Source organism: Arundinibacter roseus (assembly GCF_004348825.1).
GTDB classification, from domain to species: Bacteria; Bacteroidota; Bacteroidia; order Cytophagales; family Spirosomataceae; genus Arundinibacter; species Arundinibacter roseus.
This window is the reverse complement of record NZ_SMJU01000004.1, coordinates 403,763-426,554: the sequence shown is the minus strand read 5'-3', so window position 1 is coordinate 426,554 and position 22,792 is coordinate 403,763. Positions and strand designations below refer to the sequence as shown.

General features: G+C 46.4%; 33 protein-coding genes. 1 reads left to right on the top strand and 32 read right to left on the bottom strand.

Going from position 1 to position 22,792, the window contains the following annotated elements:
* The 5 genes from EZE20_RS08410 to EZE20_RS08390 all read right to left on the bottom strand — a co-directional run.
* Nucleotides 1-643: DUF6712 family protein (locus EZE20_RS08410; protein WP_132116458.1), on the bottom strand; the 643-nt coding region annotated here is incomplete at its 3' end.
* Nucleotides 630-1,955, bottom strand: coding sequence for a phage portal family protein (locus EZE20_RS08405; RefSeq protein ID WP_132116456.1), 1,326 nt, complete (start codon nt 1,953-1,955; stop codon nt 630-632). The genes EZE20_RS08405 and EZE20_RS08410, both read right to left, overlap by 14 nt.
* On the bottom strand, nt 1,955-2,218 hold the full coding sequence (locus EZE20_RS08400) for a hypothetical protein (RefSeq protein ID WP_132115830.1): 264 nt from the start codon (nt 2,216-2,218) through the stop codon (nt 1,955-1,957). Before EZE20_RS08400 ends, EZE20_RS08405 begins: the two co-directional genes overlap by 1 nt.
* 238 nt (nt 2,219-2,456) lie before the next feature.
* Nucleotides 2,457-4,052 (bottom strand): hypothetical protein, encoded by a 1,596-nt coding sequence (locus EZE20_RS08395; protein WP_132116454.1) that lies wholly within the window; start codon nt 4,050-4,052, stop codon nt 2,457-2,459.
* Nucleotides 4,045-4,569: a hypothetical protein gene (locus EZE20_RS08390; RefSeq protein ID WP_132116452.1), complete on the bottom strand. Its 525-nt coding sequence runs from the start codon at nt 4,567-4,569 to the stop codon at nt 4,045-4,047. The genes EZE20_RS08395 and EZE20_RS08390 overlap by 8 nt, the downstream gene beginning before the upstream one ends.
* Nucleotides 4,570-4,687: 118 nt before the next feature.
* Between EZE20_RS08390 and EZE20_RS08385 the strand changes: the two genes are divergently transcribed.
* A complete protein-coding gene (locus EZE20_RS08385; RefSeq protein WP_132116450.1) occupies nt 4,688-5,683 on the top strand; it encodes an abortive infection system antitoxin AbiGi family protein in 996 nt (331 codons plus the stop codon).
* A gap of 35 nt (nt 5,684-5,718) precedes the next feature.
* On the opposite strand, the gene EZE20_RS08380 is transcribed toward EZE20_RS08385, so the two are convergent.
* The 27 genes from EZE20_RS08380 to EZE20_RS08260 form a co-directional block, all read right to left on the bottom strand.
* Nucleotides 5,719-6,288 carry an AAA family ATPase gene (locus EZE20_RS08380; RefSeq protein WP_132115836.1) on the bottom strand — a complete coding sequence of 190 codons (570 nt, stop codon included), beginning with the start codon at nt 6,286-6,288 and terminating at the stop codon, nt 5,719-5,721.
* A gap of 140 nt (nt 6,289-6,428) precedes the next feature.
* Nucleotides 6,429-6,593 (bottom strand): hypothetical protein, encoded by a 165-nt coding sequence (locus EZE20_RS24000; protein ID WP_165933440.1) that lies wholly within the window; start codon nt 6,591-6,593, stop codon nt 6,429-6,431.
* Entirely contained in the window at nt 6,590-6,766 is a 177-nt protein-coding gene (locus EZE20_RS23995) for a hypothetical protein (protein ID WP_165933439.1), read from the bottom strand. Before EZE20_RS23995 ends, EZE20_RS24000 begins: the two co-directional genes overlap by 4 nt.
* Nucleotides 6,766-6,957, bottom strand: a complete 192-nt coding sequence (locus EZE20_RS08375; RefSeq protein ID WP_132116448.1) for a hypothetical protein — start codon at nt 6,955-6,957, stop codon at nt 6,766-6,768. Before EZE20_RS08375 ends, EZE20_RS23995 begins: the two co-directional genes overlap by 1 nt.
* A 270-nt stretch (nt 6,958-7,227) precedes the next feature.
* Nucleotides 7,228-7,506 carry a hypothetical protein gene (locus EZE20_RS08370; RefSeq protein WP_132116446.1) on the bottom strand — a complete coding sequence of 93 codons (279 nt, stop codon included), beginning with the start codon at nt 7,504-7,506 and terminating at the stop codon, nt 7,228-7,230.
* Nucleotides 7,503-7,721 (bottom strand): hypothetical protein, encoded by a 219-nt coding sequence (locus EZE20_RS08365; protein WP_132116444.1) that lies wholly within the window; start codon nt 7,719-7,721, stop codon nt 7,503-7,505. Before EZE20_RS08365 ends, EZE20_RS08370 begins: the two co-directional genes overlap by 4 nt.
* A gap of 137 nt (nt 7,722-7,858) precedes the next feature.
* On the bottom strand, nt 7,859-8,671 hold the full coding sequence (locus EZE20_RS08360; protein WP_165933438.1) for an N-6 DNA methylase: 813 nt from the start codon (nt 8,669-8,671) through the stop codon (nt 7,859-7,861).
* Nucleotides 8,672-8,905: 234 nt separating this feature from the next.
* Nucleotides 8,906-9,265 (bottom strand): DUF6876 family protein, encoded by a 360-nt coding sequence (locus EZE20_RS08355; RefSeq protein ID WP_132116440.1) that lies wholly within the window; start codon nt 9,263-9,265, stop codon nt 8,906-8,908.
* 76 nt (nt 9,266-9,341) lie between these two features.
* Nucleotides 9,342-10,190, bottom strand: coding sequence for a hypothetical protein (locus EZE20_RS08350; RefSeq protein WP_228713639.1), 849 nt, complete (start codon nt 10,188-10,190; stop codon nt 9,342-9,344).
* Nucleotides 10,191-10,382: 192 nt separating this feature from the next.
* Nucleotides 10,383-10,799, bottom strand: coding sequence for a hypothetical protein (locus EZE20_RS08345; RefSeq protein ID WP_132116438.1), 417 nt, complete (start codon nt 10,797-10,799; stop codon nt 10,383-10,385).
* 181 nt (nt 10,800-10,980) lie between these two features.
* Nucleotides 10,981-11,415 (bottom strand): JAB domain-containing protein, encoded by a 435-nt coding sequence (locus tag EZE20_RS08340; protein WP_132116436.1) that lies wholly within the window; start codon nt 11,413-11,415, stop codon nt 10,981-10,983.
* Between the two features lie 260 nt (nt 11,416-11,675).
* A complete protein-coding gene (locus EZE20_RS08335) occupies nt 11,676-11,924 on the bottom strand; it encodes a hypothetical protein (RefSeq protein ID WP_132116434.1) in 249 nt (82 codons plus the stop codon).
* 31 nt (nt 11,925-11,955) lie between these two features.
* Nucleotides 11,956-12,696 (bottom strand): GREB1-related protein, encoded by a 741-nt coding sequence (locus EZE20_RS08330; RefSeq protein WP_132116432.1) that lies wholly within the window; start codon nt 12,694-12,696, stop codon nt 11,956-11,958.
* Complete coding sequence (locus EZE20_RS08325; protein ID WP_132116430.1) at nt 12,693-13,307, bottom strand: ParB/RepB/Spo0J family partition protein; 615 nt, start codon at nt 13,305-13,307, stop codon at nt 12,693-12,695. The genes EZE20_RS08330 and EZE20_RS08325 overlap by 4 nt, the downstream gene beginning before the upstream one ends.
* Nucleotides 13,308-13,382: 75 nt before the next feature.
* Complete coding sequence (locus EZE20_RS08320; RefSeq protein ID WP_132116428.1) at nt 13,383-13,721, bottom strand: hypothetical protein; 339 nt, start codon at nt 13,719-13,721, stop codon at nt 13,383-13,385.
* Nucleotides 13,722-13,740: 19 nt separating this feature from the next.
* Nucleotides 13,741-14,463 (bottom strand): hypothetical protein, encoded by a 723-nt coding sequence (locus EZE20_RS08315; protein WP_132116426.1) that lies wholly within the window; start codon nt 14,461-14,463, stop codon nt 13,741-13,743.
* 61 nt (nt 14,464-14,524) lie between these two features.
* Complete coding sequence (locus EZE20_RS08310) at nt 14,525-14,740, bottom strand: hypothetical protein (protein ID WP_132116424.1); 216 nt, start codon at nt 14,738-14,740, stop codon at nt 14,525-14,527.
* Nucleotides 14,741-15,005: 265 nt separating this feature from the next.
* A complete protein-coding gene (locus EZE20_RS08305) occupies nt 15,006-15,452 on the bottom strand; it encodes a hypothetical protein (protein ID WP_132116422.1) in 447 nt (148 codons plus the stop codon).
* A gap of 37 nt (nt 15,453-15,489) precedes the next feature.
* A complete protein-coding gene (locus EZE20_RS08300; RefSeq protein WP_132116420.1) occupies nt 15,490-16,158 on the bottom strand; it encodes a hypothetical protein in 669 nt (222 codons plus the stop codon).
* Nucleotides 16,159-16,237: 79 nt separating this feature from the next.
* Entirely contained in the window at nt 16,238-17,251 is a 1,014-nt protein-coding gene (locus EZE20_RS08295) for a hypothetical protein (protein ID WP_132116418.1), read from the bottom strand.
* A gap of 53 nt (nt 17,252-17,304) precedes the next feature.
* Entirely contained in the window at nt 17,305-17,835 is a 531-nt protein-coding gene (locus EZE20_RS08290; protein ID WP_132116416.1) for a hypothetical protein, read from the bottom strand.
* A 45-nt stretch (nt 17,836-17,880) separates the two neighbouring features.
* Entirely contained in the window at nt 17,881-18,747 is an 867-nt protein-coding gene (locus EZE20_RS08285) for a S49 family peptidase (protein ID WP_132116414.1), read from the bottom strand.
* Nucleotides 18,748-19,049: 302 nt separating this feature from the next.
* Complete coding sequence (locus EZE20_RS08280; RefSeq protein ID WP_132116412.1) at nt 19,050-19,424, bottom strand: DUF1353 domain-containing protein; 375 nt, start codon at nt 19,422-19,424, stop codon at nt 19,050-19,052.
* On the bottom strand, nt 19,421-19,837 hold the full coding sequence (locus EZE20_RS08275; RefSeq protein WP_132116410.1) for a hypothetical protein: 417 nt from the start codon (nt 19,835-19,837) through the stop codon (nt 19,421-19,423). The genes EZE20_RS08280 and EZE20_RS08275 overlap by 4 nt, the downstream gene beginning before the upstream one ends.
* Complete coding sequence (locus EZE20_RS08270) at nt 19,837-21,405, bottom strand: hypothetical protein (protein WP_132116408.1); 1,569 nt, start codon at nt 21,403-21,405, stop codon at nt 19,837-19,839. The genes EZE20_RS08275 and EZE20_RS08270 overlap by 1 nt, the downstream gene beginning before the upstream one ends.
* Before the next feature lie 12 nt (nt 21,406-21,417).
* Nucleotides 21,418-21,981, bottom strand: a complete 564-nt coding sequence (locus EZE20_RS08265; protein WP_132116406.1) for a hypothetical protein — start codon at nt 21,979-21,981, stop codon at nt 21,418-21,420.
* A 162-nt stretch (nt 21,982-22,143) separates the two neighbouring features.
* The gene (locus EZE20_RS08260) at nt 22,144-22,590 is read right to left on the bottom strand and encodes a hypothetical protein (protein WP_132116404.1); all 447 of its coding nucleotides are present in this window, start codon (nt 22,588-22,590) and stop codon (nt 22,144-22,146) included.
* Nucleotides 22,591-22,792: the final 202 nt, after the last annotated feature.

The window sequence follows — 22,792 nt, the reverse complement described above, 5'->3', positions numbered from 1 at the left end:
CCGCAGATGTCCATCCGGGATTGTCGGCTACCAATCGGTTTTTCCAGGAGGTATACAGCGCATCGCCTAGGAGCGGTTTGATGTAAAACTTTTCGGCTTTTCGCAGGTAATCCCGCAGGGCCAGGTAGATCCGTCGAGAGTGGCGGGCCGCTGGAAAGTACGCAGTCATTTCGGTAGCCGAGCCGATGAAAAGTTCTTTGGAAAGCGTATAGCTCAGCGAGTTTTTCCAGGTGGTAAAACTGGCTTTGTTGCTTTCCAGATATTGCAATGCCTGTTCAAGGGCCAAATCTGCCTTATTGATGGCTTCCTTTCGGGCGGCCACAATCATCCATTTGCCGGGGGACTGCATGTTGGCACCGGAGGGAGCCTGTTTGCCGGCGTCGGAGGTGTGCAGCACCAGCCGCATGCCGCCCAGAAGATCCGCATATTCGGCAATAGCCATTCGGAGCCAGTCCAACAGCGTGCTTTGTTTATCGCTCAGCGTCTGAGCTTCTGACAGCTCGTCATACAATTCCTGGCCAATGGCAGGAAGGATATAAAGCATTTCGGCCTGCTGCACAAAGGGCTTCCACGTCCGCCAGTTCATGGTTTGCTGAATCCCGCCGATGGACTCTTTCAGCTCCTCAATACTATTTATCAGCATCTTGCTCTTTGGTTTCGGGTTCGCTATTAGGGTTGTCCGGGGAGCTTTTGGGCGTGACGTCCTGGGTATAGGAAGTGATTCGGTACACGTAAGGGATCAGGCTTTCGGCTACGCCGTCAATTCGCATGGCAAACAGCACGGGTTTGCACAGCAGCTTCTTGTCAAAAATGGTCATGTAGTCCTGCATGTAGTTGGCAGAAGCCACAATCTCTTTTCCACTCGTGCCCAGCTGATTGCCGATGGTGATGCCGGCCAGATCGGGCCGCACGCCGTGGGCGCTTGCCTGCACCTGATTGGCGACTTCAAACATTTTGATGAAGGCTTCGTCATTGATCGGATTCTGAATGGGCGTCACCTTCACTCCCTGAATCGTGCGGCCGTCAATGGTGATTTTAGAGAAGGTAAACAGGATCTTGTTGGCCTTGTCCAGACCAATGAGGGTATTGGATATTTCATCCAGAACCTTGTTTCTCAGCTCGTCCTGCTCCTCCTGCGTGGATCCATCCTGATCAAAGTAATCATCCGGGATGTCCACGTGATGCGTCAGGAACGCGCCATTTTCAAAGGTTGCGTCGTAGTAATCCGTAACCCGGTTGGAAATGGAGGTCCATTTGGCCGAGCCCCACCACGGCTCAAATCCGTAGTATTTCTGACCCGGCAGCGGATGCTTGACATGGATCAGCGCCTGAGCAAATTTGGTAGGAGCCGACGGATCAAAGGCATTAACTTCCTTGTAATCGGCTTTGGGTACCTTTTTCTCGTAGCCAAAGCGGGGGCTAATCAAGTATTTGGTTACCTTATTTGATTTGGCTTCGGGCCGTTTGGCCCGCACTTCCATGGCATCCACTACTTCCAGAGACTTCACTTTCTTGTCCGTGGTCAAAGTCAGCAGTACATTGAGCTCGCCACAAAAGGCAATCTGATAGGAGGCCGCCGCCAAATACACTTCCAGATCCAGGCGCTCGTGCCACTCATCAAAAGCAGGATCCAGTACCGGTACGTATTTAAATTCCCGGTTGACAATTTCCTTGCGGTGGGGCCCAATGCCGAGTCCACCAATGAAGTTGCGGCGGGTGGTGATGAACTGCCACTTGTTGGGGCTCTCGGTAGCAAGCCGGTGCATGACCAGCAGCTTGTCATCATTCTCCCCGCGCCTGACGTACTCGTTTGCCGCCGATTGGATGGTCGAGGGTTTTTCGCCGTTGGCAAGATCCACCGCTTTGGAGGCATCTTTTCCAAAGGTTACCAGCACACCTGCCTGCGGGGCGTAGCTTGCCACGTACACATTTCTCGAAATTTTTTTAAAACTCATCAGTACAGGTGGTTAATGGCCTGGCCGTTGAAAGTCAGCAGAAAATCTATGTATACATCCAGCAACTGGTTGTTGGATTGTTGAATCAGTTTGAGCGTACCCGACCGGTTCATCCGTTTACGTTCTCCGCCAGCCGAGTGGGTGGATGTCCGCAGCATGCAGGATTTTTTTTCTCCCCAGCTTCCATCAACCTTTCGATAGGTAATGTTGAAAACACTGCCCGGCTTATTGACTTCGGACAGTACGGCACTTAATTGGATCATCTTCGTACATTTTTGATACGGCAATGATACTTCCGGCCTTTATTTTAAGGTAGGACACAAGTTTTTAGGTATTTTTTGCAGTCCTTTTTTTGGTAGTAGGTTGATTTTTAAGGCCTTGCCAAAAAATCAACCGTTTTTTAAGCCAATGACGCAGAGTAAGCTGGCCCGCACTTTACCATAAATGGCAATTGCCAAAATCAAAAAAGGGAATATAGGTTTGGCGATCGGGCCAGCGGGCCTACCTCGAATGGATAAAATTGCGTTGCCTGCGCTGCATGTTCAGATACTTTTTACACTTAACCCACAGCCAGTAGTCCAGCGCATCGGTACCATCAGTGGCATACTCGCGGTTGCGTGCCCTGGTCTCACTTGCCTTGTCTTTCTTTGCTGTGTTGCCTTTGCCTTTCTTAAAGGTCTTGTCCGTAGTGACTGGTGTCTGTTGAATGTTGATGACCAGTACTTTGTTGGTGTTCTGATTGAATCGCAGCTTGGGGGCACGTGGGTTGTTCTCTTCCAGTAGTAGATTAATGAGAGTATACTTTTCCTGATGGTTGGGATAATGGGTGAGCTCACGCCGGAATACACGCCACCCTCTTTTGTGCAGCACGTCACAAAGGATGTTGTAAAAGGGGCGGTTTTTGTAGGAGGTAGCGGCGCTGGTAGATCGCCCACCCGGATCACCGTATACGTATACGTCCTTGACCTCATTGCTTTCGTAGGTATCGCAGAACCAGGCGCCCAGTTGTTCAATGATACTGGTGTCCTGATCCTCCTTGCTGCCGGTAGGCTTAACATACTTGGAGCTGATGACCCGTAGTTCCTTACCTATTTCCTGACCAACGATGCCCCATACAATGTCTGAGTTGAAGTCGAGCGATAGATCAAGGGGCATATCGCTCAGGTAATCATTGGAGCGAAACAGGACCAGGCCGGTCTTATCATCATCCTGGTAGGTGTAGGATTTTGAGTAGCAATGTTTGGCTGACGAAAATCCGTGGTAAAAACCATTCGGAAGCTTTCCCAAACGGAAGTTCAGAACTTCCACCTCAAATTCAAGTGGTTCCAGTTCCTGGCTGAGCCGCTGTTCATAATCGTCGGGTAGTACATCCTGATTGTCTTTGAAAGTACTTTCCAGAAAAAGATACTGCGGGGGCAGCTGCTGTAATTGCTCATGAGACAGGGTAGCCCGCTCTTCAAGCATTTGCATCCAGCGTTCTTCCACCTCATAAATCCACATGCCTTCCTGACTCCATGAGGCCGAAGAGAAATCAAAGAAGCCGTGGTGCCAGGGATGGCTGGCAAACTTTGCGTACTTGTTGGCACGCACGGCCGGCTGAATGACTTTCTTGATAAAGTCCGGATTCATGGTAGCCGATTCGTCCACCAGAAAACCGTCCAGATTCAATCCCCGGTGGGTTTCGGGCCGGTCCTGACTGATGAGCCTGAGCGTAAAGCCGTTAATGAAGGTGATGCAGTACTGATAACCCAACCGCCCCACCTTTTTGTAGGGAGACACCCAGTGATCAGGCGGTTTGACCCCGATGACATAAGTGCCTGAGGGGTTGATTTTGGCATTGAATTCGGTAAGGCCCATCATGCCCAGCGCATCCCGAATGGATGGAATCACAATCAGGTCGAGCTGGACGTAGGTCAGCCCGACCATTGCCCAGGTAGCTTTGGGAAAGTGATTGAACAGAATCCCCACGGCCATGCCCATCACCGTTGATTTCCCGGATCCACGGCCGCCAATGAAGCTTTTGCGCTTGGCTCTGGACCTGAGAAACTTGATCTGCTTGTCATTGGCGTGTACTTTCCGAACCAGTTCCTTACTCATCGAGATCGAGCTGTTTCTTGTACACGTTCACATTATTGACGAAAATGAACTTGGAGGCTTTCATGAAATCATTCGGATCCAGGCCTATATCTTCGGGCTCGTTGAGCCTTGCCAGATCGTCACCCCGTTCCCGGGCTTTTACGGCAGCTTCCAGATTTTTCTCTTTCAGCGCCATATTGGCAATCAGGTCATAAAAGGCAATGGAGGCCGACCGGCGACCATCACGGTCTACCTGATCCAATTTGCCATGAATGAATTTTGCTTCCTCAAAAACATACCGGGCCTGCCGCTCCTCGATGTTGTAATCCTTCATCAGCATGGCCCGCACCATATCTTCGGTTCGGCCCATGCAGTACCAGCTCCACGCTTTTCGGTATTTTTCCAGCATATTCAGCTGAGTGCCATTCAGATCGGCCGTGTCCACCTCCTGATTGTAGTATCTCAGGTAGATATCCAGCTTGCCTTCATCAATTTTCAGTATACGTTTGAGCCTGCCAATGCTCTTTACATTTCCCATGCATCATCATTAAAAAACCACACTGCTAGATACAATGTGGTTTTTTGGGGCAGTAGGACAGGAAAAAGCTTTATATTGTCATTCTTTTGAGTGAACCACAAAATTAAACTTCCAGAATATGCCAATAAGCTCTAGCTCACTGTTCCATTTTACAAGTGGTGATTTGAATATTCTAAAAAAAATATTAGAAAATGGTTTTCTAGTAAGCAAGTCAGAAGAGATTTTACGATCGCAATATGGCAAAAGTGATACTCATTTTAATATTCCAATGGTTTGTTTTTGTGATATTCCTTTATCATTAATCGAAAGCCATATTAAGATTTACTGTTTTAATAATGGTGAGAAAGTTTTTGGTATTGGAATGAATAAAGACTGGGGAATTAATAATAAACTTAATCCTGTAATTTATATTAATAATGAATCTTATCTTAAACAAAGCTTTGATTACATTGAGGATATTGGTTTAAGGATGGCAGAATTGGAAAGTAAATTTCAGCGATTACTTTCTGATAACGAAAAACAGCCTGAGGCAAATGCCGTTTTAAAGATTTTAGAAAAGTCATTTTCAAGCTTTAATGTATTTGAAGACCGATCCTTAATTCGGATAAGATTTGAATTGCCTGAATTTAATACTGATACATTTCTTTCTAGAATATTTCTATTTTTGAAGCCATATTCAGGTAATTATTTTCATAATGGCAGAAATGTAGGTAACCATATATACTACAATGAGCGAGAATGGAGATATGTTCCAGAAGGGGTAAATATAATTAATGCTTTTTGTTCAGATTATAATCCTAAATTGATCGAAATTATTCATGCGATAAAGAAAATTTCCAAGGAAGAAATTATTAACTCTTTAAGGCATCAATTTGATGCCAATAGAAAAGTAACCATTGATCCTATTTACCAGACTCTTAGTTTCAAACCAGAAGACATTTCCTTTATTATCGTAAATGATTCCAATGATGTTGAAGAATTAATCAGATATTTATTAGAATCAACTAATTTCCGAGTAGGAGGTAATGAAATAGCGGATATAAATTCCAGATATACTCTAATTTCAAAAATTCTATCTTACGATCAAATCAAAAATGATATTTTCTCCCATTAACCAAAAAGAGAGCCCCAATTAGGGCTCTCATAGATTCAAAACAACCCCATACCATCCGGATCCTCAATGGCCTTCATCGCCCTTCTTTTGTACTCGTCTTCCAGATACACATCCGCAGGGTTCTCCAATTTGGCGCCTTCCCGGAAGAAATGCCCCCATCCACGTTTCAGCATCCGACCGCGCTCATTATGCTTGTCGTAAGCAAAGTCAGGAACGTCCAGCCTTCGGATTTTGTGGCTCATCCAGGCCCAGATCAGCGCCCAGTCAATCAGCCGGCTTTTTCGGGATCGGCACAGGATAAAAATTGCATGCGTCATGAACAACCTTTGCGGCTCATTTTTGTCTTCTTTCTTCTTGGCCTGTTCCTTAAACATGGAATACAGCGCCCAAATCTCTGAGGAAATCGAGGGGTTGGCCAGGCCCACATCCTCCGAGCTCATAATCCGTAACCTTTTCCATACATATTCACTGTAACCTGAATTGTACAGCTCAACCGCCCAGTACAAAGCTTCTTCTTCCAGACCCCGGCGAATGCATTTCTGCATGGCCGAACTGATTTCAAAGAAGTCATAACCGTTCACGGTCGTAATATCATATTTGCCCATTTATTCAATTTTTTGGTATTGATTGATACTCTATTTTCTCTTTGGCATGCATCCGAATAATGCCTATATTTGTCCCGCTTAGATGTTTAATTGCAAAATTAGACTCACAGGAGGCCCGCCGTCAGGCGGGCTCTTTTGTTTTAGAACAGCTTGGTTTGATCGTCCCGAAAAAACAATGGAAGATCCGTATAACCCTTTTTCTGATCACGCCTGACTCCGCCCACCGAATTGGGTTGTTCAGTCATTAGTTCCCGGAGCGCTGCCTGCTCCACCGGCGTTAACTTTTTGAAATCTTTCTTTTTCATCCTCTTTTACGTAGTTTGGATAGTAGGGTAGACTCATTTACTTTACCTTTCTGGATTCCCCAGGAGAGTCTTAAACTCATGGAGAAACTGACAACTCCCCGGTGGAAAAGCCCCCAGGCCCGCTGCATAATCAGCCTTAGCTTGGCTCGAAGTTTTTCACTGATAGTTCGCATCAGCTGAGCGTTTGCAGGTAGGATACTCCCAGTTGTCTGGCTTTCCGGGTGGCCAAGCGTTTGGCTTTGCCATACACTGCCATGAAAGTGAAAACTTCGTCCTGGATCTGGAAGGCCCAGCACCCAAATCCGCGGGGCCCTTTGCCGTGTACCCGCTTGTACTTACTCGAATCGACGCTTACATGTGCCATTGCTTTGATATTTAATTGACTGATATTGAGATGTTTAACTGATATAAAGATCTCCCGACAGAACGGATTTAAAAAGCGTCAGTCCATTTATTTTTCCCTGAAAATCAAGTATTTAACCAGTTTTTTTGAAGTGTTTTTCGCCCCTAAGAATTGCGCTGCGTGGGGGTTGATAGGGCTCTTTTTTTTGGAATGAATGTAGAGCCTCACAAAAAAGCTCCCCCGAAGAACCGGGAGAGCGTATGGCCAATTAAACAAAGTGAAATCTGACAATCAGGTCTGCAGCCCAAAATATCGTTTGATCATTTGGATAGCCATATCGTACAGCTCGTCCCCAATCAGATCCAGCGCCTGAGCATTGAGTTTGTTCCGTTGAGCTGACTCGCCCGGGCTGTACATGGGTTTTCCTGATCCATAGCGTTCGTAGTCCTCAAAATCATCGTCAGGGTGGTAATTTGCCTTTTCTATAATGATTATCTGCTGTAAAAATTCTATCGCATCCTGCCGGGTTTCTATCGAAGTCGGCAGACCTTCATTGAAATCCTTTTTCATATGAAAAACACCTCCTTTTCTGTAAAGCAGATAAACTGTTTAGGTTTCCCGCGATAAAAGCAAATCCCGAATGCAAAGTCTTCCCTTTGGCTCATCACAATGACGTTGCGGCATTTTTCAACCTGATTACATCTTACAGGTGGTTTATCAATAAAATTGTAGCCTGCTGATCTCAATTCAGCAAGGGCAACTTTTGCGTCTGCTATCGTTTTCATACTGATTAACTGATTTAAAATGAGTTACTTAACTGATATAAATATCTCCCGGCAGAACGGATATAAAAAGCTACAATCCGTTTATTTTCAGCGTTTTATAGAATTAAATAGCCTTCCGAATAGGAAGGCTATTCCGATCAGAACAGTGATAGCTGACCCGCCCGAACCTGGGTTTGCAGGGGTTCAATGACTGGTTTGGATACCGGCTCTTTGGGTTTTACTTCTGCTTTTACTTCCAGCTTTTGTCGCCTTCTTTCCCAGTGCTGCATGGTTTCGCTTTGCTCTTTGGTGATCGGTTGCAGGTGAGGAATGGGAGGTACCCCGAATTGGTGGAAATAGTTGATTTGGTAGCCGAACCACCATTTATCCAGGGCGATAGAGTCCAGGCAGCACACCTGCCCCTGACAGCCGTGAATGGCCATGTTTAAGGCAGACATTTTGGCGCAAATCGCATCCAGATCTTCTGCATAAAGATAATTGCCGGGATTAAACGCATTGAAGGAAAGTAATAGCCGGCCGCTGCCTGAGGCCGGATCATTGACTCGTTTGCCGACTGGCCGGTCTTGGCCGTGACTCGTTAGCTGAGTCATCAGGTCGCACAAGTCCGGTGGCGTAAAGAACTGCCCCATCCAGCTGCGTTTGCTTTGGCTTGCCAGATACTCATAGATGGTCCCCAGGGCATCAAACCAGCTCGTAGGACTATCAGTCACCCGCTGATCCATGACCTTAAACCATGCGAGCATCAGTTCCTGCATTTTGGGATACGCCTTTTCGTACTTCTTTTCCAGGCGTTGAGCCAGCTCCTTATCTCCTTCCACCAAAAAGCAGGCAATAGCATAATCAATCCAGTCTCTGAATACCTCTGAGGGATCGTATCGGTATTTTCCCATCTCCCGCAAAACCCGGATCATTGGCTCAACGCTTCGGGGAGCATCCATTAAATAGCTCATAGGTAAATATTGGTTTGGAGGGTTGAAAAAGCCTTGAAGCCCGATATAGCATGCATTTTGCAGGTGCTTGCTCGTTTCTGCCATAGCTGTGCTAGCAGAAAGCAATGCCTGTATATAGAGCTGGGTTCGGATGCAATGCCGTGGAATAGCATTGCTTTATTAGTGGTAGGTAAATGCATTGTGTCTTTGAATAAAATGAAACAAAAAAGGCCCCGATCGCTCGGGGCCCGTTACTCAGTATTCGGAGGGTACCATCATGATTCCATCGACGCACCAAAGCGTGAGCAGGTCATGATCAAAATGCGGACTCCATACGCATTGGGAGACAAGCGTTTTCCCGTTGCCGTCATCGCAGCGTACTTCAAATTCACCCTGTTTCTGTCGAAGGAGTTTCCATACCTGAAAGTAGTTTCCCACCACTCCCTGCGTGAGTTGGTGGCTGGCAATGATATCCAGTAGCCAAAAACATTGCTGTTCTTCGGCCACGGCCTTTGCCCCATCGGTAAACCACATCCCGGGCAACCAGTGCTGGTACAGATTTTCGGTACCGCAGTACTGCTGATACCTTTCGTTTAGATCAAATTGAACTTCCATTTGCTTAGATATTTACTTGTAAAAATGAAATTGGATTAGAAATGAAAAAGCCCCGAAATTCGGGGCTCTCGGCGGATCAGAACGGCAGGTCAGCTAACTCCTCACTGGCTGGTACCAGATGGCACATTTTCATCAAGTGGCTTACGTAATAATCTTTGATTCGGAAAGTGGTCACAGCCTTGAACCGCTCCTCGATGCGCTTGATAAGCAGCTGGGCGGGATTGACGTAGGAGCCGGGTTTGTGGCATTTGATGAAGTCAATGGCATCTTCAAAGGTCAGCGGTTGATTGAGCAGGCTCATGCTGTTGATTTCCTCCAATTTTACATCCAAAGCCGCTGCGTCTTTATTCCACCACTTTTTGTTGATGTCTCCCAGATGATTTTTGTCTCCCCAGCGCTCGAAGTCTTCCTTGCTGATTCCGGTCAGCCATTCATTTAGGATTGTTTCCTTGCTTACCCAATTTTCTGCATTGACCGTTACCCGTTGCCAGAGACAAGCCAGCTCGTAGGGATTTTCGCTGTTTGCAACCAGGTGCTCATCCATTTCTGTTTCGGGCATGCCTTCCGGAATTTCGGTAGGACGGTTGGCCAGGTGAGCCACGGTGTACAGTTCCAGTTTGGCGCAAACCAGGGCATCCAACTTGTTAATGTGCATCCGGCGTCCTACCTCAGTTGCCCAGTCAAAGTAGTCTTTTTCAGTTTTGCCAGTGGCTTCCAAAAAGCGGTCGATGTTTCGGCGGGTAGCCACTTTGGGTTGCGTTGGTTGAACAATGGGAGTCTCCACAATTTTCTCTTTAACCACTTTTTCGGATACCTTTTTCTCCACTTTTTTCTTTGCCGTTTTGGCTTTCACCGCCACGGTGTTTTTTACTTTGCGAGCACTTGATTTGGCTGATACCGGGGCATTCACTTGCATGTTCTCCATCTTGCTTAGTTGTTTTAATTGACTGAATATGTGATTGTTAACTGATATAAAGATCTCCCGACAGAACGGATTAACAACACCACGGTCCATTTATTTTTCCAAAAAATTAAAGTTTTTTTTACCGTTTTTTGACCATAAAAAAAGGCCCCGTTTCGCTTGAAACAGGGCCTTGATAGGATTGAGAACTGTAAATTATTTTGCAAGGATGGCCTTCAAAGAAATCTCTAACGTGAAATAGACGCACTCCCCATACTTTGTACGGAACCACGTGTAATCAATATCATTTTTAGACATAAATTTGGCGGCAATTTCCTTACGAACTTCCTCAGGAATAGCTGGGGCTTCCTTCTCAAGTATTCTTAAAGCTGCCCTTTCAATTGCCGAGGTAGCATATACTCTTGGAAAAGGCTCCTGCCCGAATTCGCGAGACATTGAAAAGTCCCGCATATACAAAACAAGTACTTTGTTTCGTCCCAGATAAACCAGTGATCGACTGTCGGTTTTGTCATTGTTATTAACTTTTGCATGCTCGCAAACTTCTGCTCTTATTTGCTTAATAAATTCAATGGCCCGAGGACTGGCAAATTTTCCGAATGATAGCGTTTTCATAGTTTATTTGTCTGTATATGAGATGTTTAACTGATATAAAGATCTCCCGACAGAACGGATTAACAACACCACGGTTCATTTATTTTTCCAAAAATTTAAAGTTTTTTCAGCCATTTTTGATCATAAAAAAAGGCTCCGTTTCGCTTGAAACAGAGCCTTGAAAGGCATTGTAAAACAGCCGTTAAATGAAGCCGCAATCTGACATTGAATTGAAACCACCTACTGAAACTATAAGGTGATCCAACAGAATAATGTCCATGATTTTACCTACTTCCTTTATCCGTTTGGTTATTTCAATATCTGCTTTACTTGGTTCCAGATTTCCGGATGGATGGTTATGCGCTAAAATAATCCCAGAGGCGGCACATTGCAGGGCAACACCAAAAAGAATTTTTAAATCCACGATGCATCCTGACATTCCCCCACTGGATAGCTTTTTGTATCCTACAATCTCATTGGCCCGGTTGCAAATAATGAGGTACATTTCCTCCTGAAATTCGATTTGATCCGACCATACATTTCGAAGGAACCTTTCGGCATCCTTACTACACGTAACTTTGATGCGGTCTTGTTTGGCTGGTGGCTGATACGAAACTTTAATTTCTGCTAATTCCATCGTGCTTAGATAGTTAACTGGCTTTATATGAGATATTTAACTGATATAAAGATCTCCCGACAGAACGGAAATACAACGCAAAAACCTCATTTTTTTGTTGAAAAATGAGGTTTTTTTGCTTGATTTTTCAGGAAAAGATGCCCATTAGAATGGCGCTACATGGGGAAGGATAGGGGTGGAAGTGTAACAGGAGATGTTGGCCCTCAAAAAAATAGCAGCGTTTTGGCATGAGAAGAAAGGCCCAACATTTATAGAAACATTTACCATGCGGCTATATCATCTATTTTTTTGGTATTAATATCTATAAAATCAATATTCAATTTCAATGTCTGAAAGGCTATATCCCTTAAACTTTCAGTTTCAAATTTAATGGTACTTGTTGTGCCATCCTGGAATAATATTTCAATGAAAAATTCTTGATCTGCATCCGAAGAATTATTTATTAAAAATTTTCTTACGTGATCAAAATTGAAAAACTCTTCGTTATCAATTCTCAAAAATGTTGCCATAAAAGCTTAGATGTTAATTTATGATGTAAACTCAGAAAGGCAGTTTCAGGCTTTTCTGAAACGGATGCCTTAAATTAGATTTTCCGGACGACTTCCGCAACTCCACCACGCTCCCGAAGACCTTTTGCAGTAGTAAAAAGTCTTTTTCTTCATTTTCCACGTTTCTAAACTCAGCCAGTCCGCCCCGGTTCACGAAGGTGTCCTTTTGGGCCCAATAGAACCGGGTGTCCTTCCAGATCATTCTGTGGTGGTGCGCATTAAGGAGCGAGATCCAATAGTCTTCGTTACAGATGATATCCGGACTGTACCAAAGCTTTGATCCTTCCAGTACCCCGTGGGCACAGCCGGTAACGTATCCGCTCAATTGGATAGGATTCAGGCTGTTGAATGAAATGGGCGTAGGAGAGGAGCTGAACCCGAAAAGAAAAGCTCCTGCCTTTCGGGCTGCATAGCCGGTCATTTGGATAATCTCGTAGGCAACTTCCGGATCCACCACGGATTCTTCCCCTTTCTCCGTGTAGATACGTGACAAATGGTCAATGTCATCGTCTAACATGAAACAATCTCCTATGTGCTTTATAATCCAGTCGCGCTTGCGACTGAGGCCTTTTATAGAATCCGGATGCACAATGAGTTCAACTCCCGGATTACATTTTTTATAAATCTCCGCCTGACTTTCTTCCACGCATAGGGCAGCGCCATATACCGCACTGGTCGTCCTGATCCGGTTCCAGCGCTTGTGGCTCGGGATTACTATTTTGATGTCTTTCATTTGGTGAGAGCGGCAATTGCCTGTTTGGCGTGGATTACGTGGGTTGTTCCGATCTTGGAACTTTTGTAGCATTTGGTCCGGTCGAGCCCAAGCTTTTCGGAGACGTGATTGAAGTCAATTTCATTTTGGCAAATGATCACGATCGAATCGTATTTTTCCGAAAACTTTGCCACAATGGGCATTTCAGGCTCTTCAAAGTGGGAGTCGGACAATTCTTCCAGTGCCGCATCCAGACTGCCAAGGTCAATCCCGTAGGTAGCAAGATCCACTTCCTCCGAAAACTCAGCCTTTAATAGTTCCAGATCCCATTCTCCAAAGTGGCTGTTCTCAATGATCGACACTTCCTTGAATTCCTTTTCGGTCAGTTTCCGACTGGCAATGTTTACGTTGATGGGTTCATTGCCCAGGCCCAGCTCCTGCAAAACGGTCAGGCGCTGATGGCCACTGATGATCGTTCCGTCCGAATCAATGACCGGTGGTGTGATCAACCCATAGGCTTTTAGCTTTTCTTCAAGTTCTCTTTTGCGGGTAGACTTTATTTTCCGCGGATTTTTGGCGTACGGCAGAAGCTCGTTTGGGCGCCGCTGCCCAATCTGAAAAAGATCATTCATTTTTAAAACTCAGTTAGTGTACTGCCTCAAAGAAAACCTGCACCTCTGAATTTCATAAGGACAAAAAATGGCCCTTCAATCGGTTGAAGAGCCATCGGCAATTTTTCCTTTGAAGGATTTTTTCAGGTTTGAGTTTCCGCCCTTTCCAGACAGTTCATCATCATCCGTTACCCACCACCAGTCAAAAATGTAGAAATAATCCATTACTTCCGGAATATCAAAAACAAAGAGCCAGGCCCGGCCGGGCTGAACCAGATCCGGCGTCACCCGGTGTGTAATAGTTTCCTGATTAACCCGTTTAAGCCGAACCACCACTTCTCCTCGTCGAGGGAGTGGAGTGGTATTGACAGCCCGGAAAACAGCCTTAGGCAGCTTTTGGGTCTGGACCCGTATATTCATTAAATGATTTACCATTGGTTAGTCGGTTTAAGATTTATAAGGTCACAAACAACGCCTGCATTACTTCCATTTTTGCCAGCCCCACCGCAATTTTCCGTTCGTATTCCGCTTTTTTGGCTGAGGTCTTGGCAGCTGATACTTTGGCCGGCCACTTGTGCTGCACATTGATCGCCAGATTTTTGATCATCCGGTCGAGCTCGAATTTTTCTCGGGGAAGCTCGGCAGTGAATTTAGTGGGGAACAGGGCGGTATCCTGGGGAAGTGCGCTTTCCGGCAATTGCCCGTTTCGCTTTACGTACCAAATCCGATCGCCCAGTTCTTCCCATTGCCTCCTTAAATTCATGATCCGCTCGGTGAGCTCAGGACAGGGCACCGAAGCCGGTATCTGTTGGAGTTTCATGGAAACATTCCGCTTTTCCACATCGAGGGTAGACCGCTGTGCTTCCAGCTCCTGAATGTGGCGGATCATTTCCGGACTGAGTACCACTTCCGGTGCGGCAATTGCCTGTTCAACCTTCGTGGCCCCAGGTACGTAGGGCTTTTCGGTTGTTTCCTTGACTTTATCTGTTGAGGCAGGAATATGTTTCCCGAGCTTACAACTCACCCGCCAGGCCGCTTCTACTTCCTCAGAGGAAGCTTTACCTGCCCGATGACGTAATTTCAACAGTTCCCAGTTTGCCTTCGCCTTAATCCGTTCTTCCAGAAGCTTCTTTTCGTCCATGCTCCAAAAATCATCCGGAAAACCGGCAATTGCCAAGACAAAAAAATGCTCCCGATCCTAAAAAGGAGGGAGCATATCAACTATTAAACAACACGAATTAAATCAACCCTAAAAAATCTTCAACCGTTTGCCGGTACCCCACCGCTTCCAGCCAGCCCACCGGATCCTCATAGTGATCCTTTTCAGAGGTCATTTCTGCGCAGTAGTCATTGTATTCATGCAGGGCGTTTTTCAGCTCCTTTACATCAATACCCCTTGATCTGAGAAACGGGCTAACCCCTTCAAAGGGAAGCTCCTGAGTAAGAATTTGCATAAAGATACCGGTTGGTCACTGCTAAACTCACTGTTAAGACAGAGACGATGGGGTACTTACAACCCCATGCCAACCGGCAAGTTCTTACCGGTTCGTCTCTGTACAATAATATTAACTGAGCTTAGCGGTGGCAATATACGCAAAAATCCCGCCTGATCGGGCGGGATTCTGGTTGTAATCTGCATCAAAATTTAAAGAGAATCCTTACTCATTGTCTGTCAGGCGCATTCTTGGGTCACTGATGGCACTATCAATTGGGTCAGGATCAGACTCCTCCATCTGGTTTTTCAGCGCTTCCAGCTGCCTTTTTGCTTTTTGCTGAATTTGTTCTTCCCAGGTCTTTACTTTTGACAGTGTCGGTGGCTGGATCATCTCCGGCTCCTGCGGTAATTGAGGCACGTTCGGGCTCTCGCTGGCTACTGTTGGATCTTCCGTTGGTTCCGGGGTTGTTTCCACCAGCTGTATTGGAGTTGCTGCCTGCTCTACCTCCAGAGTGGGTGGTATCGGCTGCGTCTTTGGTGCTTGCTGAGTTTTGCTCATCGCTTTTTGTAGGAATATTTAGTTTGAAATAACGAGTAAAGCCCAAAGCCATCAGGGCATCAATCGTCTTGTCTTGCAATTGATCATGGATTTTCACAAAGCCGAAACCCGGCACACAATGCCCGATTCCTTCTTTGGGAACACCCATGATCACATATTTTCGTTGCTTCATTGCCTTTGACTTAAAAATTGGAATAAGGAATTTATCCTTAAATGCCCTCCGTTGCAATTTCGAGTTCAGCTACCTGAGCAGTCGCCAAAGGCAGAACGTCCCACACAAAACCGTCCTGCTCACCTTTCATGGTAAATCCACGCTTGTCATTCCCTTTCTTTCCACCCTTGAAGGCCTGCTTTACAAAAATCGCGTTGTCGCTCGATCCTACCACGGCATAGGTTCCGTCGTTCATCTCGACAATGAACACCGCACCGGCATTCATATATTTTTCAAGCTCAGCCTGAATCGCTTTGGAAAATCCGGAAAACATAAACTCAATCGCGTGCTTATAGCTCTGAAATCCGGGATCACCCTGTTTTTCAGAACTCACTTCAATCGTTCCGTCCGGACATTCATACCTTGCCCACTTGGTTGCTTCCGGATCCAGAGTCGGAACCGAGGTGATTTCTCCGCCCGTAATATCCGATCGCTTTGGCCATACGCCGGTTATGGATTTTGCCAGTGCTACCAGCAGCTGACGCGTACCTCCGGGGTTTCCCGTTTGGTGGGAGGTAGCATCCAGAGTCGCAAAATTCAAAACAGCACCCAGGACCAGGCCACTCGCAGCGGGATCGCCCATTACGTGGGCCAGTACCTCATTGGGCAATACAACTGCCACCGCAAATACCGCCAGAGCCACAAAAACATTCAATACCTTTTTCATAAAATCAATGTAAAAAATAGATGAAACAATTTGAAAACAGGCCCCAAAGCATCAGCTGATGCTTTGGGGCGTAGTGGTCTTATTCCTCTGGGTCGGCGACATCGCCCATCCAGATAAGTTCGCTGATGGCCCAGTCCATTCCTACCTGAAAATCGACCATGTAGGCCAGTGAGCGGGTACGCTTGTCGTAATCGAATTCAAGCCGCGTCTGATCGCCTTCATCATCATAGAGCCAGGCCAGGTTCTCACGGGTCGTGATCACGGGCGACTCAAACTTGGTGGCGCCGGTAATAGCCATGCCGGGTTCTACCACAAATTCAATCATGGTACCCTCGATCTGCATTTTGTCAAAACCCGCATTGTAGGGGCTCGTGCCGTACTGTTCGCGGTAGTGGCGCTCGTAGGCCTGCTTGTATTTGAGAGGCGTAATACAAACCAGATCCTCATAAAAATAATCCGAAGGTACCATGTCAATGATCTTCTCAATCTCGGTCACGCCGTTGGCGGCCGTGATGGCATTGATTGTAGCAATCTGTCCAGCTGTAATCCCACCCGATGCTTTTTCGGTGGCAAGCTTGAAGAACAAACCGTCCATGGTATCCACGGCAGCGGTACCGGCTTCATTCCGCACGCCGTTGATCAGCGCGATATTCCGAAGGTCTGTCATCAGGCGGTCGAATACCTTTTTGATCACTTCCGCTTCAAACGGATAGGTGGTCCGGTCAATCTTTCCGCCGCGGATCTGACCAAAGTACGATTTGTACATGGCCATGATCGTGGTTTCCTTCATGAGCAAATCCACCTTGCAGGGCTTTACCTTCGCTTTGCGGGGTTTGAGCTTTACGGCGTTGTTCTTGGGGTTGAAGCTGTCTTTGGCTCCGGGCTGGAGCACGCTGTCGATGTACAGCTCTGTTAGTACTACTTCATCATTACCCACTACGGGCATCATGTAGTCCGTAATGGGTTTGATAGGCGTACCTGGCCGGCCGGCCAGACCACCGCTGTAAATCTTGGAAAAAATGTGATCCTTATTGTCCCGGGCGTAGTCTGTCGCCGTTGTGGCCAATAGTGATAAATCCACTGAATCTGCCATAGCTAATAGAAAAATTAATAATTGATAAAAACTCGTTAAATGACCGGCAATTCCTAGTTGTTCCAGGGCGCCTTTTGCCAGCTTTTGGTTTCGGCGGGACCAACATCCACCGCGTCTGCTGAACTACCAGCTCCTATTTCGGAGGTTGCGTGTTCGTACCAGCTTTTGAGTACGCCGTACTCGGCTTTGGTCTTGTTCCAGGCGCCTGCATCAGCACGCAGCTGAGCCAGTTCCTGGGAGGCAATGGATTCCATCTGTACACCCGCCAGGGCCGGTTCTTCCAGTGGCGTTTCCGGCTCAGGATCCTGGGTTTCCTGTGAGGCGCCCGGCTCCGGATCTGCGGCCGCGCTTTCTTCCTTGGCAGTCGGTACTTCTTGTTTTTTGTCATCCACCTGTACTTCACCGGCTTCCAAAGCAGTGGGTAAAGGTGGGGCAGTGGCCTCGGTGCCCAGGCGTCCCTGAATTGCCTGAACATCCTCGGTAAGTTCATTGAATTCCTCGGTGCTGAGTTTTTCACTCAAAGCCCGGTTGGATTTTGGGAACAGGCTGGCCAGCAGTCCTCCCAGAGTTATTGGTTTTGTCATGGCTAGTTGAAAAAATTGATACTTAATTATCGCAGAAATTGAATTCTACACAGCCTTTTTTCGGGCGAGCGTGATGGCATCTCCCAGGGTACCGAGCCGGTCTACAAGACCTTCTTTGAGTGCGGCTTTCTTTTTGAACATGCGGCCGGTCAGTACATCATCACTTTTGAGTTTTCCCGCTCTTCCACGCCGGACGTAGCCGTGAAAGGCTACCATGGCTTCATTCAGATCCGTTTGAATTTGTTTTTCCAGCTCGGCGGTCAAAGGCTCTATGCCATTGATCAATGCCTTTTCCTGGGAACCTTTGGCCCGGTAAATAGTGACTGCCAACCCCTCTCTTTCCAGGGCGGCGCTTTGATCGACGTAAACCATCAGGACTCCAATCGAGCCAACTTCGCTGGAAATGGAGTTTTCCAGCATGATCTCATCGCACTGACTGGCCACAAAATATCCGGCGCTGGCACAGTAGTTGGTCCAGGCAATGATGGGTTTTGAAAAATTTCGGATAACATCCGCCAGCATATCGGTGCTATCGACCGTACCACCCGGCGTGTCGAGCTTCAACACCACGGCTTTAACCTCCGGCTCTCTATCAGCTTCCTGCAAAACGCTGGTAATGCGTTCATTGCCATAGCCACAGAAACCGTAGCGGCTCATGGTTCCTTCCACCGGGATGACGGCAACATCACCACCGCCCGTTCTCAGAAAATTTCGCAGATACCACCGGTCTTCATTCCATCCGCCTTTCTCATCATAGGGAGAAATTTCGTAACGGAGCCGGGAGGAAGCCTGATTTAAATGTGCTGGAATGGGGTCTTTGCCTGCCACCAGGCGGGGGAGAATGATTCCCTGCATACGAGAGGCAAATGGCTCATCAATAAACCACATGCCCGAAAAAGTTTCTGCCGTCACATTAGCGTACGTTTGATTTTACATAAATCGTCAGGTACGAAATAGCAGAATAAGAAGTCAATAGATTAGGACGAAAAAAAGTCAGCCCAGCTGCAAAGCAACCAGGCTGACTGGAATATCCCTCCTCTAAAATTAAAAATGATGCTGCAAGTTATGGAAAGTATTTAAAGTAGCACTATCCACTTTTCTTTATACAAAAAAAATTATGTTGAGTATATAAAAATACAGCCCGGCCGCAAGAGCAGCCGGGCTGTAATGACATATATCCACACCATTAAAGTGCTAATTTAAAAAAATCTAAATCAAGTTACCCACCATTTACGACCAAAAAGACGCACAATACCGTAAAAAAGGTAGGCTTGCCACTTCGGTACGCCCTCTCGGAGCATATCAAACAAAAAGTCATGATCGGCCCAGTACCTGGCTTCTTGCGGTCCTAGCTCATTTTCCATTACCTTTTGGTCATACCACCAATCATGCTTAATGGCGGCATTCGTCCACCGGCCATGTGGTGGGAACACACTCCACAAAATCCTCGGTACCGAAGCAAAGTCCGTTTTGTAGCCAGCAGTAATGATCATCTTTCCACAGTCACAATCTTCCGCAATTTCAAACCAGTCAATCTTTGCATGGGGCTCTACGCATTTCCGGAGCCGGATGTCAGGATACTTCGTCATACCAGGCTTCTAAAATCATCAAATACCCCACTTTCATCCATGCGTTGAATCAGAAATTCATCCAGAATCTGATGTACCTGACCTAGCGGAAGCGCCATGGCTTCACCCGATTCAGGGTTTCTGGGGACAAACGCCGCCAAAAATGAATATTCGCCAACGGCTCCTTCGGGAGTGGCTCCTTCTGAATCTGGATGAACGCGAGCACCTGTTAACGAATCGACCAACTTATCATCACTCGTTTCAACCGTGCGGTTGATCGTAGGCGACTCAATGCCGTACCAGGGCGCACCATCTTTCACATGCGAGATGCGTAGGGTATACGAGCCCCGGCGCTCAGTGGGCATATCTACACGCGCCAATATTTCTACAAAGCGCTCAACCGAAGGAGCGTCAGGGTGATTTGAAATTTTCATTACGTCCAGGGAGTTATTTGGATGGTACAAAAACCTGATCCGGTTAACGGCAGGCTGAAACTCGTATTAGCGGCATTGATCACCGAGGTTGAAAGCGTAGTGCTTCCGACCGTACAAGCCGCATCCTTATGTAAAATCGTATAATAAAAGGGAAAAGGGCGGTTGACCGTATAGGTATCACCCGCCTTCAGCATCAAAGTCTGAGGCGTGCTATCCAGATTCTCATACTGAGGAGAGGTGTCGTTTACCGGATCATTAATTTTTAGGAAATTGACAATGTTCCGGGCAATGGAAACAGCAGTACTTATGGAATTACCAGTAAATTTTAGTGTTACCCAAAAGTGATTGGTATAAATATTAGCTGGGCGTTGAATAGGGATTTTTACATTCTCAATGGCTGCCCCCGGAGTTGCGGCACCAATAATGGCAGTAAAGCTGCTCGCTCCTCCGGTATTTCTGTAAGCAACTACTTTTGTCTGCCTTATACTCGACTGACTACCAACTGCTGCTGAGTAAAAGGAAAAATGTTTCGTGACCATTTTCTGCATGACCCATCCAACCCCAAAGCCAGATCCTACCGTCATTTCCAGATCACAATAAATGCCCATACCAGGCAGGAACTCAACGTGGGCTATTTTTGCGTTGGCACCATCACCTGGAAATGTAATAGGAAAGGTAATCTCAATATCATTCATCGACTGCTTACAGATCACCACCCGACCATTGAGCGTAAAAACAGCTTTGTCCAGAAAATTAACCTGTTCAAAAGCATTTTCTCCAAGGGTAACAGTACCACTGTTCCGGGTATAATTCGAGTCTCCGCCCAGCGGATTGTAAATTACACTGCCGGAATTTGTACCCGAAAACATGATGGTATTATTCCCGACATTCAGATTCAATCCCCTAATGGAAATATTCTGTTTGGTATAACTCATCCATGCCTGGGCACCGCGTTGCACCAAATTGATTGTACCCTGAGCTAACATATAGGAAGTGAGGTTGGCACCACCTACGGGATTACAGTTCTCGGTTTGAAGGGTCGGAACGCCGGAGTTTGGTGTAAACATGGCATTCAGACAGAATAGGCTCAGTTTATAGGGCTGCTCATAGGCGGTCGGTCCAGATCCAAACGTTTTCTTTCGGAAATACAAACCAGTCCCGGCATTGAATGCAAAAGCAATGAAAGATACATTAATCATCACGTCCTGCGTTACTTCGACTACTCCGCCCTGGATCTGGACAATGACCAGATTGAATTTGTCCGATACGATTGCCGCCAATCGATGCAGGGAAGCAATGGGGGAGCCGGACGTTCCAGGATTTGCATCATTACCGGTTAAGGGGTTTATATAGATAGTAGTTTGCAGGCTACTAAACCGGGTAGGATAGTCAGCCATTAAACCATTGGCCTGTACCCGAATATCATCTGCCCACTTGCCGGTATCAGAAAGCGCTTCCAGAACATCCAGGTTGCTTACACCTTCCGAGCCGCCAACACCGCGAATAGGCTTTATAAGCCTGGCGGTTATTGTGTCAATGAATTGTTGAAGACTTGCGAAATAAGCCATTGTTGAAAGTTATTAAGTATTGAAATGTAGGCCAAAGTGGTAGGAGAACTGTCCCTGGGGGAATAGTTCCTGAAGTTCAAAGCCTGTAATTTTGAAAGAGGGAAAGGAGAAACTTCCCTGAATAGCTACCAGTAGAATGTTTTGGCCGCTTGCGGTCCGGCTCCTTTGCAGCCTAAGGCCAAATTCTTCATTTCCCGAAATCCAGGCCACATCATTATAGTCTTCCCATAGTACCACCCAATCTTGGTGCTGATGAGTGAGCAGCCAGTGAAGCAGGCTCGTGGTTGGTTTTGGAACTTCAAATGAAAAAGAAGTATCAAAAGCCAGGCCCTGTTCATTTTCAAATTCACTTTCAGAAAACCGGATGGTTTTGGGAGGCAATGAAAAAGTAAATCCCTGAGCTCCCTCTTTAACAATCAGACCCGAGAATGGAATTTCGTACATGGGCCCATACCCAGGGAACCGGATAGGATCCATTACGCTGATTACATCTCGTTTTCTCAATAGCCTGATCCGCCGCACAAAGCCAGCGTTTGTGTCCTGATCAAATCCACCAATTTCCTGAACTGTAATCATACATAGCAAGTTGGCAATAGCCACTTTCTCTTACAAGGACAGCTTTTTTGAAGGGCATTTGACTTGGGACACAAAACCTACAAATCAGGACAACTTTCTTTGAAAACAGGACATAAAAAAACCTCCCGCTTTCAGGAGGCTTTCCAACTATTCAGAGACTTTCTACAAATGTGCTCTTGCCCGTTGGGCTACTTTGAAGGCTGCATCCAGATCGTAATCTTCGCTCGAAATGCCATATTCCTCATAAAACTTTCGTACGGCACCCTGTTCGGATAGGAGCAGGGTCATTCGTCCCTGTACGTAAAATACCATCGCCATTTTGAACCACGCTTCAAGGCCCATACCAATTCTGGCCAAATGTCCGTCGGTCACCAGCTGATAGTTGATCTTGAAAGTTGGATTAATTACAATGGTTGAGTACTTGCTTATCTGTGCAGGCATGTAATCAACCCCGAGGTCATTACGATCGAGCGGATGAAAGCTCAGGACCGCCAGTAGGATCTCGCCCAGCCAGTGATCCTTCCGAATATCAGAAGGTCCCGGCCCAAGGTTGATCGGGTGCTCTAAAAAAGTTTTGACATGTGGTTTCACAGGAATTTCGAGTTGCATCGCTTCTAAGGAAAAAATAGTAAATTAGTCCCGGCCAAAGTACTAGCTACTTATTTTTACTGAGTGGAGCCAACCCTTAAATTTCTGTATTTGAACTATGAGAAGTCCAGGTATCTGTGATGCCTGGACTTCTCATTAGACCCGTCTTCATTCTATCATTTGCCAATCTTCGGTCTGGGAATCAAGTTCAAATGGGTTTATG

What these genes read in the sequence shown, in the direction of transcription:
- EZE20_RS08405 (WP_132116456.1), bottom strand. Translation starts at nt 1,955, where the DNA reads ATGAGTTTTAAAAAAATTTCGAGAAATGTGTACGTGGCAAGCTACGCC.
- EZE20_RS08400 (WP_132115830.1), bottom strand. Translation starts at nt 2,218, where the DNA reads ATGATCCAATTAAGTGCCGTACTGTCCGAAGTCAATAAGCCGGGCAGT.
- EZE20_RS08395 (WP_132116454.1), bottom strand. Translation starts at nt 4,052, where the DNA reads ATGAGTAAGGAACTGGTTCGGAAAGTACACGCCAATGACAAGCAGATC.
- EZE20_RS08390 (WP_132116452.1), bottom strand. Translation starts at nt 4,569, where the DNA reads ATGGGAAATGTAAAGAGCATTGGCAGGCTCAAACGTATACTGAAAATT.
- EZE20_RS08385 (WP_132116450.1), top strand. Translation starts at nt 4,688, where the DNA reads ATGCCAATAAGCTCTAGCTCACTGTTCCATTTTACAAGTGGTGATTTG.
- EZE20_RS08380 (WP_132115836.1), bottom strand. Translation starts at nt 6,288, where the DNA reads ATGGGCAAATATGATATTACGACCGTGAACGGTTATGACTTCTTTGAA.
- EZE20_RS24000 (WP_165933440.1), bottom strand. Translation starts at nt 6,593, where the DNA reads ATGAAAAAGAAAGATTTCAAAAAGTTAACGCCGGTGGAGCAGGCAGCG.
- EZE20_RS23995 (WP_165933439.1), bottom strand. Translation starts at nt 6,766, where the DNA reads ATGCGAACTATCAGTGAAAAACTTCGAGCCAAGCTAAGGCTGATTATG.
- EZE20_RS08375 (WP_132116448.1), bottom strand. Translation starts at nt 6,957, where the DNA reads ATGGCACATGTAAGCGTCGATTCGAGTAAGTACAAGCGGGTACACGGC.
- EZE20_RS08370 (WP_132116446.1), bottom strand. Translation starts at nt 7,506, where the DNA reads ATGAAAAAGGATTTCAATGAAGGTCTGCCGACTTCGATAGAAACCCGG.
- EZE20_RS08365 (WP_132116444.1), bottom strand. Translation starts at nt 7,721, where the DNA reads ATGAAAACGATAGCAGACGCAAAAGTTGCCCTTGCTGAATTGAGATCA.
- EZE20_RS08360 (WP_165933438.1), bottom strand. Translation starts at nt 8,671, where the DNA reads ATGAGCTATTTAATGGATGCTCCCCGAAGCGTTGAGCCAATGATCCGG.
- EZE20_RS08355 (WP_132116440.1), bottom strand. Translation starts at nt 9,265, where the DNA reads ATGGAAGTTCAATTTGATCTAAACGAAAGGTATCAGCAGTACTGCGGT.
- EZE20_RS08350 (WP_228713639.1), bottom strand. Translation starts at nt 10,190, where the DNA reads ATGGAGAACATGCAAGTGAATGCCCCGGTATCAGCCAAATCAAGTGCT.
- EZE20_RS08345 (WP_132116438.1), bottom strand. Translation starts at nt 10,799, where the DNA reads ATGAAAACGCTATCATTCGGAAAATTTGCCAGTCCTCGGGCCATTGAA.
- EZE20_RS08340 (WP_132116436.1), bottom strand. Translation starts at nt 11,415, where the DNA reads ATGGAATTAGCAGAAATTAAAGTTTCGTATCAGCCACCAGCCAAACAA.
- EZE20_RS08335 (WP_132116434.1), bottom strand. Translation starts at nt 11,924, where the DNA reads ATGGCAACATTTTTGAGAATTGATAACGAAGAGTTTTTCAATTTTGAT.
- EZE20_RS08330 (WP_132116432.1), bottom strand. Translation starts at nt 12,696, where the DNA reads ATGAAAGACATCAAAATAGTAATCCCGAGCCACAAGCGCTGGAACCGG.
- EZE20_RS08325 (WP_132116430.1), bottom strand. Translation starts at nt 13,307, where the DNA reads ATGAATGATCTTTTTCAGATTGGGCAGCGGCGCCCAAACGAGCTTCTG.
- EZE20_RS08320 (WP_132116428.1), bottom strand. Translation starts at nt 13,721, where the DNA reads ATGGTAAATCATTTAATGAATATACGGGTCCAGACCCAAAAGCTGCCT.
- EZE20_RS08310 (WP_132116424.1), bottom strand. Translation starts at nt 14,740, where the DNA reads ATGCAAATTCTTACTCAGGAGCTTCCCTTTGAAGGGGTTAGCCCGTTT.
- EZE20_RS08305 (WP_132116422.1), bottom strand. Translation starts at nt 15,452, where the DNA reads ATGAAGCAACGAAAATATGTGATCATGGGTGTTCCCAAAGAAGGAATC.
- EZE20_RS08300 (WP_132116420.1), bottom strand. Translation starts at nt 16,158, where the DNA reads ATGAAAAAGGTATTGAATGTTTTTGTGGCTCTGGCGGTATTTGCGGTG.
- EZE20_RS08295 (WP_132116418.1), bottom strand. Translation starts at nt 17,251, where the DNA reads ATGGCAGATTCAGTGGATTTATCACTATTGGCCACAACGGCGACAGAC.
- EZE20_RS08290 (WP_132116416.1), bottom strand. Translation starts at nt 17,835, where the DNA reads ATGACAAAACCAATAACTCTGGGAGGACTGCTGGCCAGCCTGTTCCCA.
- EZE20_RS08280 (WP_132116412.1), bottom strand. Translation starts at nt 19,424, where the DNA reads ATGACGAAGTATCCTGACATCCGGCTCCGGAAATGCGTAGAGCCCCAT.
- EZE20_RS08275 (WP_132116410.1), bottom strand. Translation starts at nt 19,837, where the DNA reads ATGAAAATTTCAAATCACCCTGACGCTCCTTCGGTTGAGCGCTTTGTA.
- EZE20_RS08270 (WP_132116408.1), bottom strand. Translation starts at nt 21,405, where the DNA reads ATGGCTTATTTCGCAAGTCTTCAACAATTCATTGACACAATAACCGCC.
- EZE20_RS08265 (WP_132116406.1), bottom strand. Translation starts at nt 21,981, where the DNA reads ATGATTACAGTTCAGGAAATTGGTGGATTTGATCAGGACACAAACGCT.
- EZE20_RS08260 (WP_132116404.1), bottom strand. Translation starts at nt 22,590, where the DNA reads ATGCAACTCGAAATTCCTGTGAAACCACATGTCAAAACTTTTTTAGAG.